Genomic DNA, 9,938 nt, shown 5'->3' with positions numbered 1-9,938 from the left:
CCACAGTGTTCTGCCTCGCGTCGAAATGTTCTCATTGTCGGAGGTGGACCCGCAGGACTCGCAACTGCGCTCATGTTAGCAAAAAGAGGCTGGGCTGAAATCACGGTTTTAGAAAGACGAAGGGCAGCAAATGACTATGAGCCAGACAAGTCATTTAACTACTTAATTGATGCTCGCGGTCAGCAACTTACAGACTTGCTCGGTTTGACTGAGCCGCTCTCGAAGATTGGTGTTTCAGCGTCAGAATTTCAGATCACTCGCATCCAGCCAAATGGCGATCGCAAAACAATCAAGCAGTCTTTCAATGATCCAAAACCTGCCTACTGGTTATTCCGCAGCGATTTTTTGCAGTTACTGTATCAAGAAATCGAACACCATTGGTCGGATCAGATTACAGTGTCATTCGATCGCCGCTGTGTTGCGATTAACAAAACAATCGAAGATACTGTAGAAACGCTAGAAGTAGTTGTTGAATCCGAAAATTCTTCTGTGCCAGAACGATTTCAGCCAACGCTTCTGATTGGATGTGATGGGATTCAATCGATCGTTCGTTCAACCCTGAATACCTGGGATGATTCTGGCAAATTTGAAGTTCAGCAACTCCCTTCACCCAGTTCTGGCTTACGATATAAAGCATTACGCCTACCGCCAAACTTTCCCCTAGATGCGGAAGCAAAAAGTCACGCCGTGTCTACTCAGTCCTATGGTATTCGTGGGAAATTTCGAGAGCGCAGACGTGCTCTGTCACTGGGATTACTGCCAATTAAAGACCAAGATGTGCCCCGACCTGCCATGTTGATCAATTGGGCAGATCACCAACTTTGGCAGTTGAAAACAGGCGAAGAAGTCCTGAATTTTCTCGAATCTGCTTTTCCTCAACTCCCACTCCGTCAGTTCATTCCGCCTCAAGAAGTCGATCGATTTGCCGAAAGCGAAGGGGGAGCGTTCCCAATCCCGCAGTTTTGTTCTGGACTTCATTATCTTTTACCTTGCCCGCCAAAACCGAATGATAGGTCTGTGTCAGGCGTTCTACTTCTAGGGGACGCGGCTCACTGCTTTCCGCCTGATATTGGGCAGGGGGTCAATTCTGCCTTGGAGGATGTCTATGTTTTGCATCAAATTCTGTCGGAACACGAGGACGATTTGGCGCGATCACTCCCGGTCTACGAAACCGAGCGATCGCCGGATGTTGAAGGGCTGGTTCGCCTAGTTCAAATTGCGGCTCCCTGGCAATATAATCAGGCTCCACTGCGAACAAAACTTTGGTTCATGGGTTCTGTGATCCGCTTAGGGTTGAGCAAATTGTTGCCCTTTATCAGTCCTCCGATCGCGTTTTCGGTTCGCGATCCTCAATATTCGTACCGAGAGCTGTGGTTGAGCGAGCAGCGCACGTCCCGCATTCTCTCTGGAATGAGTTGGATGGGTTTCATTGGATTCCTGGGAATTGTAGTGCAGCTTCTACAGCGCTGATTTGAGACGGCTAATCGCGATCGCTTTCTACAAAGTAACTAAGATGGTGCATTATGCTGTCACACATCCTACGAGATCAGCGATCGCTATAAATGCCTTACCTCGGCTGGAAGTGCATCCCAGTTGTTGTTACGACCATCAGTGAATCGAACGAGTGCTTCAGCGAGTTCCGCTGGATCGGCATTGTCAAGGACAGACAATTGGACGGTAATGTAGTCTCCGCCAATCTGTTCAAGATGCCCGCGTGCAAATGAGCGCACGCCGCAGTGTTTGCAAAAAAGATGATGTCCGATCTTTGACCCGAACTGGTAGTCACTTAAGTCACTCTCACCGGATAGCAGTCGGAAAGCACTAGGCTTAATGAGGGCGTTCCAATTCCGCGTTTTCGTGCAAATCGAGCAGTTACATTTGTTTGTACCCAAACTCAGGTCGATGTCGGCTTCGAATCGAACCGCGCCGCAATGGCAGCTTCCGATAAAGGTTTTGATCATCACAAGCTCTCAAGAAGTTATCTCTGAAAAGTTTACAGGTTCTAACGGCGATCTTGTGTAAAACAAGTCCGAATACCGATTCTCTCTGTAGCATCTAACGACAAGTTCAACGGCTGTAGATCAAGACGGGAAGACCCTCAACAGACCGTTGCATCGATTTATGCGGTGATCGTGCCTGTTACCCGAAGCCTTATTGAAAGCACTGCTTCTCTAACATTTAAGCAAGCGTTAAGATCTCTACGCCTTCCTCTGTAACGGCGACTGTATGTTCAAACTGAGCAGAGAGTCTTTTGTCTTTCGTAATCACAGTCCAATGATCCGCGAGAAATCAAGCTCATCAGTCCCTTCGTTTAGCATCGGTTCAACCGTAAAAACCTTTCCTGGATGCAGCTTCAACCCACTCTCTCGTTTGCCATAATGAGGACTTGAAGTTATGGATTGCACCTTACCGATAACCTGAGCGGCATAACAGCAGGGACGTGTAGAACTGCATCATCTTTTTCCGTTTGCCTGCAATTTCAGCAAGGCATGATTTCTAAAATCAATCGTTTGGGCTTGCTCAGTCTCTTGCCAATTCTGTTCGATCGAGTGTCCACTCACATATTCCATGACGATCAGCGGCTGAAGGTATCTTGCTTCTGCCAGCACAGGCTTCGCCTTCTCGATGAGAGAGCGTCGCTCCAGTGAAATTAACGCATCCTGTAGGGCAACTAGAGACACAGAGGGTAACAAATTACTTTGTAGCTGTTTTGCAGTCATAGGTTCACGATGGATTGCAAGCCAATACATCACCTGCCGTTCGAGCAAAGTCAGGCGATCGAACTGTGGTTTGAGTAATCGACTAATGTCGTTAAATAACAGCGTCTCTTGAGCGAGAAAAGCCTCAATGTCGCCCCCGAATAAGTCTTTGAGCGGCGTTGCGATCACTTCAAGCATCAGTGGATTTCCATGATACCGCTCAATTAATTTCTGCATCGACTGTTCTAGACCCTCTAGCCCTTTCGCTGCCAAAATGGTTTGTCCTGCTTCAGCGCATAGCGGCTTTAATCGAAGTAATCGAATCGGGGCTGTAATCCCTTCATGCACGGCAATCTCGGTTGGAATTTCGCGACTGGTCAGCAGGACACAACTCTGATGCTGCACTTTTCCGAGCTGCCGAAACAACTCGCTATACTCTTCGTACCCAGGTCGGTAAGTGCCTACGAATTCATTGCTTGCTAGAACGGTCTCAATGTTATCCAGGATCAGCAGACAGCGTGACGATCGCAGCTTTTCCAGCAAGGGTCGTAATGCTACATTAAGTCGAGTGGGTTGTTCGGGTACAAGAGTCTGGAGTAATTCGGTTAGAAAATCAGCGAGTGGTGGAGCATGACGCAGCGATCGCCACACCACAATCTCAAATTGATCGGCGAGTTGCTGTGCCAACTGCGTCACCAGCATTGTTTTGCCCATGCCGCCCATGCCTGCGATCGCAATCAATCGGCAACGTTCTTGCGTCACCCACTGTTCCAAAGTCGTGAGTTCACCCTGCCGTCCAAAAAATTGAGACACATCTACCGCTTCACCCCAATGTACTCGCCTAGCGTGTGGGATTTGTCTCTGTTGCAGAATCTGAGTCAGCGTTTCCTGCAAATTTAGCTTTGTGACTTTAGTCCCTAGCGTTTGCGAAAGTAGTTTCCATAGTTCTGCACCGACATCTTTAATATAGCTATGTTCATGATTTGATTCCCGCGCAATTTTTTGATACGACTGCTGATTCCAGGTTCTGCGGAAAATATCAATCTGTAATTCACTGAGAATTGCGGGGGATAACGCTAACTTAATCTTCTCTAAGGCTTCTTCCTGAGTCATATTACCTTCCTAGGAATAGAGCAGGGTTAAAGTACCCTATTAATCAGATGGGCGCGTTGTTAAGCAGGTTATGCAATGACTTTTGAAAAAGAATAAAAACTTTAATCTGGAGCATCAAAAAGGCTAAGAAGTCCTGCAGAATCAACGGTATAGCTCTGCACTTCGTACCCTCGAAGGAAGTATGAAAATCTGCTAACAATGTTCGTGTCTTCTTCGGACGAAGGTTCGGAAACTGTTTGGGAGCTTTATTGCTGCACTTCGTTGTTTGACAATAGACAAATTTAAGCGGCTATAGTATTGCAAGACACTAACCTCTCTTATCAAGAGAGAATTCAATCGAAGTAGCCTTCAACACTCTAATTAGGTAAGTTTCAATTACTACACAATGACTCGCTATGAATTTTGAGGCTGCATTCACAACTGAATAACGCCAAACTGAAACAATAAAGTCGGCTCATCGAATTGGGACTGAGACATTGGGACTGAGACATTGGGACTGAGACAATAACGTAAGTGCGATCGCAGATTCTTAAAGTTAAGATAAAGCACTTTTTGGGCGGTCAAGTCAGGTCAGTACGGACGTGAATTAGGCTGGAGACATAGCCTGACTGCTGATATTCAGGGCGATCAACCCCTTTATTCTCTATGAATTTTTCAACAGTTCTGTTCAAAAATTAGGGATTATTACGGTCATGCCACTAGATTAACTGGTATGTGAATCAGTTAGGGAAACGTATGGTCGGTCTTTCTACCGAAGGTGCCAGCAAAACTCGAAATCTGCTGCATGGGTGGCTATCTCAGCGCCTAACTTCCGAAGCTTTTGAGGCGCTCAGTTCTACGATCGCACAGTCTCGCCAAAATTTTTCGGAACGCACTTTTTTGACGGCGTTTAGTACCCTTCCCCGTCGAGTTGGCAAACGGGATCTGCTGTTAAACGAGGCGGAACTGCAAACCGCAAGCTTGCTGTGTCCGGGCTGGTCTCCTGGGCAATGGAGTGTGGATCAGGCAGCCCGATCGCTGCTGTTGCTCAGTCTTCCCCAAGCAGAAGAGGGTTTGCTGAGTCCCCTATTAGAAAAGCTTTACCCCACGGCAGGCATTCCAGAAGCGGTCGCCCTTCATCAGACGTTGCCGCTGTTGCCCTATGGCGATCGCTATCAGTATTGGGCATTAGAAGGATTTCGCAGCCACATTACCGCAGTGTTTAATGCGATTGCGCTCTGGAATTCCTATCCGGCTCGACAGTTTGACGAAGCGACCTGGAATCAGTTAGTGCTGAAAGCCATCTTTGTCGGTAGTCCGCTCTATCCGATTTGGGAACTGGACGATCGAGCCAATGCTACCCTGTCGCGAATGTTGATGGACTATGTTCACGAGCGGTGGGCGGCTCATCGAAACGTGACTCCAGAATTGTGGCGGCTGGTTGTTCCCTTTGTGGATGGAACAATGGTTGCCGACTTAAAGCAGGCTCTCTGCACATCCAATCCGGTTCAACAACACGCGATCGGGTTAGCTTGCATTCAATCAGGGCACTCGATCGCGCTTGATCTACTAGCTCTCTACCCTGCACTGGAAGCGCTAGTTCGCTCAGGAACTTTGACCTGGAAAATTATCTACGAAAAGCAACTAGAACAGCAAGCCGCCCTTCGCTAATTTTTCAATGTTCACCCGTTCGTTTAACGGCTCGATCGCTTACCCTCAATCCGGTCATTCTATGTTAGATACTTCTCAACCTGCGCGCTCTACCCCAATGTGGATTGATCCTCACATTCACATGACTGCCCGCACGACCTACGATTACCTTGTGATGAAGCAGTACGGAGTGGTTGCAGTCATCGAACCCTCGTTTTGGATGGGACAACCGCGCACTAGTGCTGGCACCTTTCAGGACTACTTCAGCAGTTTAGTAGGGTGGGAGCGCTTTCGAGCGGGACAGTTTGGCATCCGACACTATTGCACCATTTCTCTCAATCCCAAAGAAGCTAACAATCCAGCGATCGCCGATGAGGTGATGAACCTACTGCCCTTGTACCTCTGCAAAGAAGGCGTGGTTGCGATCGGGGAGATTGGCTATGACTCAATGACTGCGGCAGAAGATAAGTACTTTCGACTCCAACTAGAAATGGCGAAAGAGTTCGATAAGCTAGTTCTGATTCATACGCCTCATCGCAACAAGAAAGAAGGGACGTTGCAAAGCCTGGAAGTCTGTCTGGAGCATGGTATCGATCCACAGCGCGTCATTGTTGATCACGCTAACGAAGAGACGGTACAAGACATTCTCGATCGCGGTTTCTGGGCAGCTTTTTCGATCTATCCACATACCAAAATGGGCAATGAGCGAATGACTGAAATTGTTCGCCAGTATGGGTCTGAAAAAATCATTGTAGACAGTGCCGCAGATTGGGGAATTAGTGATCCGTTAGCGGTGCCAAAGACGGCTCAACTGATGATCGAACGCGGAATTTCGGAAGCTCGTGTGCAGGCGGTTTGTTATGACAATGCGCTGGAAGCCTACAGTCAAAGCGGTGAGATGAGTGAAGCGGATTGGCTGAGTCCAGACCCTGTTGATCAACGACAGTTCTATGAGGACAACTCTGTGCTGCGAGGGCAAGAACCGATCGTCGAGGGAGCCGGGTCGATCGTGATTGTTTAAGTCTTTTGCGGTTTAAGTCTTTTGCACAGCATTCAATCAGAGGTGAAGTCGTGATGGCGCAAAACACAGTGAATCGAGTGGTGGCGTATCTTCAAATGATGCGTCCTGCTAATATTGTCACGGCATGGGCCGATATTTTGGCAGGCTATGCGGCAGCAGGTTTAGTGATTCTGTCGGCTGATTGGATGCTTGACCTCGCCACCCTTCAGCCTTTACTTTGGCTGCTACTAGCAACGACGGGATTGTATGGCGGTGGCGTTGTCTTTAACGATGTGTTTGATGCCAAATTGGATGCGGTAGAGCGCCCCGAACGTCCGATTCCCAGTGGTCGCAGTTCGGTGCAGGAGGGTATTGCGTTGGGTGTTGGTTTGTTGGCGATCGGCATCATTGCAGCGGCTCAGGTGTCAGCGTTGAGTGCAGGGATTGCGGGTGCGATCGCATTGGCGGCGTTACTCTACGACTCTGTGAGCAAACATTCCGCCTGGATGGGGTCGCTCAACATGGGATTGTGTCGCGGGGGCAATTTGCTGTTGGGTATCAGTGCAATGCCGACCATTCTACAAGAACGCTGGTTGTTGGCGATCGTTCCCGTTCTATACATTGCGGCAATTACGCTCATTAGTCGCGGTGAAGTTAATGGTGGCAATCGCACCGCTGGAAGTGTTTCTCTAGGTCTTCTAACCCTCGTGGGCGGTGGATTAGTTGGGTTAAATCTGGTGCCCAATTCTGTATTGCAAGTCCATACAGCCCACTTGTGGTCAATGTTGCCGTTCGCCGGATTTTGGGGTGCTTCAGTAGTTCCAGCATTTGTGAAAGCGGCTCGTAATCCTAGTTCAGACTTGATTCGGATTGCAGTGCGATCGGGCGTGATTTCTCTGATTGCCCTGGATAGCGCGATCGCTGCCAGTTTTAGCCACTGGATCTATGGATTTGCCATTTTGAGTCTACTTCCTATTTCTCGATTATTAGCCAAACAGTTCGCGGTGACCTAAATGAATCTCAGCCTGACTAATCCACCCCAATCTTTAGACGCTACTTTGCAGCCGCTACAACAATCTGTGACGGTGCAGTTCAACTACGCGGTTCACTTTACGAGTGGGCTTTTTCGGTTACAAAATCCTCTATTTGCTGATGTGTTGCAGAGTGAAAAGCTTGATCACCCTGCGGCGACGATCGTCATTGTCGATAGTGGACTCCTCCCTTCACATCCCTATCTACTAGAACAGATCGTGGCGTATACCGATCGCTACCAGAACCAAGTTAGTCTCAAAGCTAACCCATTGGTGGTGGTTGGGGGAGAAGCGTCTAAGAATGATCCAGCATTAGTCGAACAGATTCAGCAATTGATCAGTGAGGTTGGGCTGTGTCGGCATTCTTATGTAGTGGCGATCGGCGGCGGTGCTGTTCTCGACCTAGTAGGATATGCGGCGGCAACTGCCCATCGCGGTGTGCGTCTGGTGCGGGTGCCAACCACGGTACTGGCTCAAGATGACTCTGGAGTTGGAGTCAAAAACAGCGTGAATGCCTTTGGCAAAAAGAACTTTCTTGGCACCTTCACACCACCTTATGCAGTGATTAACGACTCCGACTTTCTCCTGGCGTTGAGTCAGCGAGACTGGATCTCTGGGATTGTTGAAGCCGTTAAAGTTGCACTCATCAGAGATGTCCAATTTTTTAGATTCATTGAATCGAATGCTCGTGTGCTGGTTAACCGTGATCTGTCTGTAATGCAGCAAGTTATCTATCGATCGTGCCAGCATCACCTACAACACATCGGCGGCTATGGTGATCCGTTTGAGATGGGTTCCTCGCGTCCCCTTGACTTTGGACATTGGGCAGCGCATCGACTGGAGTACTTGACGCACTATCGCCTGCGGCATGGAGAGGCGGTTGCGATCGGGATTGCGCTCGATAGTACCTATGCCTACTTTGCCGGACTGCTGCCAGCCACCGATTGGACACGAATTCTCAACACGCTGCTGTCGCTAGGATTTGACCTATCTGTTCCCGAACTGGGCGCATTCTCAAACGAGCCAGAACATCCCCAGTCTGTGTTTCGAGGGTTAACTGAATTTCGAGAACATCTGGGTGGAGAGTTGACATTGATGCTATTAACTAGCCTTGGGTCTGGTGTAGAAGTCCATCAAGTCGAGGTATCCGTCTACCAGCAAGCGATCGCTTATCTGACAGCACTGAGTGAGAAGCAAGTCAGCCAATAGGAAAATTTATGCTAGTTGATCAGCAGTTCCATCTTACTTACTGTACCAACATTCATCCCGGTGAAACCTGGGCAGAAGTTTGGGCTAATCTTCAGGACTACTTGCCTCGACTCAAACAAGCGATCGCTCCAGATCAGCCGTTTGGTGTTGGTTTACGGTTGGCAGATGTCGCGAGTCGAGAATTGTTGCAGGGCGATCGCTTGTCTCAATTCAAGTCCTGGTTGGCAGCAGAAGATCTTTATGTCTTTACGCTAAATGGCTTTCCCTATGGCAGTTTCCATCATCAGGTCGTCAAAGATCAGGTCTATGCGCCTGACTGGACGGTGAGCGATCGACTAGAGTACACCCAGCGGCTAGTGCAGATTCTCGCGGAGTTGTTGCCACCTGGAATAGAAGGCAGCATTTCTACTTTGCCTCTCTCTTACAAACCCTGGTTCCTGGACAAGCCAGAGCAGAAGGAGCAGGCGTTTCGGTCAAGTACAATAGCGCTTTCGCGGCTAGTCGTTGATCTGTTCAAACTCTATGCTGAGACGGGTAAGCTAATTCATCTCGGACTAGAACCAGAGCCAGATGGACTATTGGAAAACACCCAAGAAGTGATTGATTTCTTTGATCGCTGGCTGCGTCCCCTCGGTAGTGCTGCCATAAAGCAACAGTTGGGAATTGCCCGCGATGAAGCCGTTGAGCATCTTTGCAACCACATTCGGGTTTGCTATGACACCTGCCATTTTGCCGTGGAATATGAGGAACCTGCGATCGCCCTGCGTCAACTACAAACCGCCGGAATTAAAATCAGCAAAGTTCAACTTAGCTCAGCCGTGAGAATTCCCATTCCCGTTGAACTAACAGAACGTCAAGCGATCGCGCTACGGCTCTCCTCGTTTGTCGAATCAACCTACCTACATCAGGTGATTGCTCGTCAGCAGGATGGCACCCTCAAACAGTATCGCGACCTGGAGCAAGCCTTACCGGACTTCCTGACCACCACTGCAACCGAATGGCGGACTCATTTCCATGTCCCAATCTTTCTGCAAGACTATCCACTATTGCGATCAACCCAACCCCACCTCACCGAGACATTAAACTATCTGCAAACCTCTCCCATCTGTACACATCTCGAAATCGAAACCTACACCTGGGACGTGTTGCCTGCGGACATCAAGCTTGATCTATCCGTCTCGATCCAACGAGAATACAACTGGGTTTTGCAGCAACTAAAGACTGCGATCGCCGCCTAGTAAAGTTCACTAGAAGTAC

At 48.8% G+C, this 9,938-nt stretch carries 8 protein-coding genes; 6 read left to right on the top strand and 2 right to left on the bottom strand.

Features of this window, described 5'->3' with window-relative positions; all coding sequences use genetic code 11:
- On the top strand, window positions 1-1,470 hold a 1,470-nt coding region (locus tag ACJ2PR_RS14750), incomplete at its 5' end, for an FAD-dependent oxidoreductase (RefSeq protein WP_446877550.1).
- Between the two features lie 86 nt (window positions 1,471-1,556).
- Here ACJ2PR_RS14750 and ACJ2PR_RS14745 read toward each other — a convergent pair.
- A complete protein-coding gene (locus tag ACJ2PR_RS14745; RefSeq protein WP_446877549.1) occupies window positions 1,557-1,961 on the bottom strand; it encodes a GFA family protein in 405 nt (134 codons plus the stop codon).
- Between the two features lie 492 nt (window positions 1,962-2,453).
- Window positions 2,454-3,812 (bottom strand): NB-ARC domain-containing protein, encoded by a 1,359-nt coding sequence (locus ACJ2PR_RS14740; protein WP_446877548.1) that lies wholly within the window; start codon window positions 3,810-3,812, stop codon window positions 2,454-2,456.
- A gap of 735 nt (window positions 3,813-4,547) precedes the next feature.
- Between ACJ2PR_RS14740 and ACJ2PR_RS14735 the strand changes: the two genes are divergently transcribed.
- The 5 genes from ACJ2PR_RS14735 to eboE are packed head-to-tail and all read left to right on the top strand — an operon-like array spanning window position 4,548 to window position 9,919.
- Window positions 4,548-5,462, top strand: coding sequence for an EboA domain-containing protein (locus ACJ2PR_RS14735; RefSeq protein WP_446877547.1), 915 nt, complete (start codon window positions 4,548-4,550; stop codon window positions 5,460-5,462).
- 7 nt (window positions 5,463-5,469) lie between these two features.
- Window positions 5,470-6,462 (top strand): TatD family hydrolase, encoded by a 993-nt coding sequence (locus ACJ2PR_RS14730; RefSeq protein ID WP_446877546.1) that lies wholly within the window; start codon window positions 5,470-5,472, stop codon window positions 6,460-6,462.
- Window positions 6,463-6,515: 53 nt separating this feature from the next.
- Window positions 6,516-7,454, top strand: coding sequence for a UbiA-like protein EboC (eboC, locus tag ACJ2PR_RS14725; protein ID WP_446877545.1), 939 nt, complete (start codon window positions 6,516-6,518; stop codon window positions 7,452-7,454).
- Complete coding sequence (locus tag ACJ2PR_RS14720; protein WP_446877544.1) at window positions 7,455-8,681, top strand: 3-dehydroquinate synthase; 1,227 nt, start codon at window positions 7,455-7,457, stop codon at window positions 8,679-8,681.
- 8 nt (window positions 8,682-8,689) lie between these two features.
- A complete protein-coding gene (gene eboE / locus ACJ2PR_RS14715; RefSeq protein WP_446877543.1) occupies window positions 8,690-9,919 on the top strand; it encodes a metabolite traffic protein EboE in 1,230 nt (409 codons plus the stop codon).
- Window positions 9,920-9,938 lie beyond the last annotated feature (19 nt).

The organism is Phormidesmis sp. 146-33 (assembly GCF_052939515.1).
This window is presented reverse-complemented; position numbering and strand designations above follow the sequence as displayed.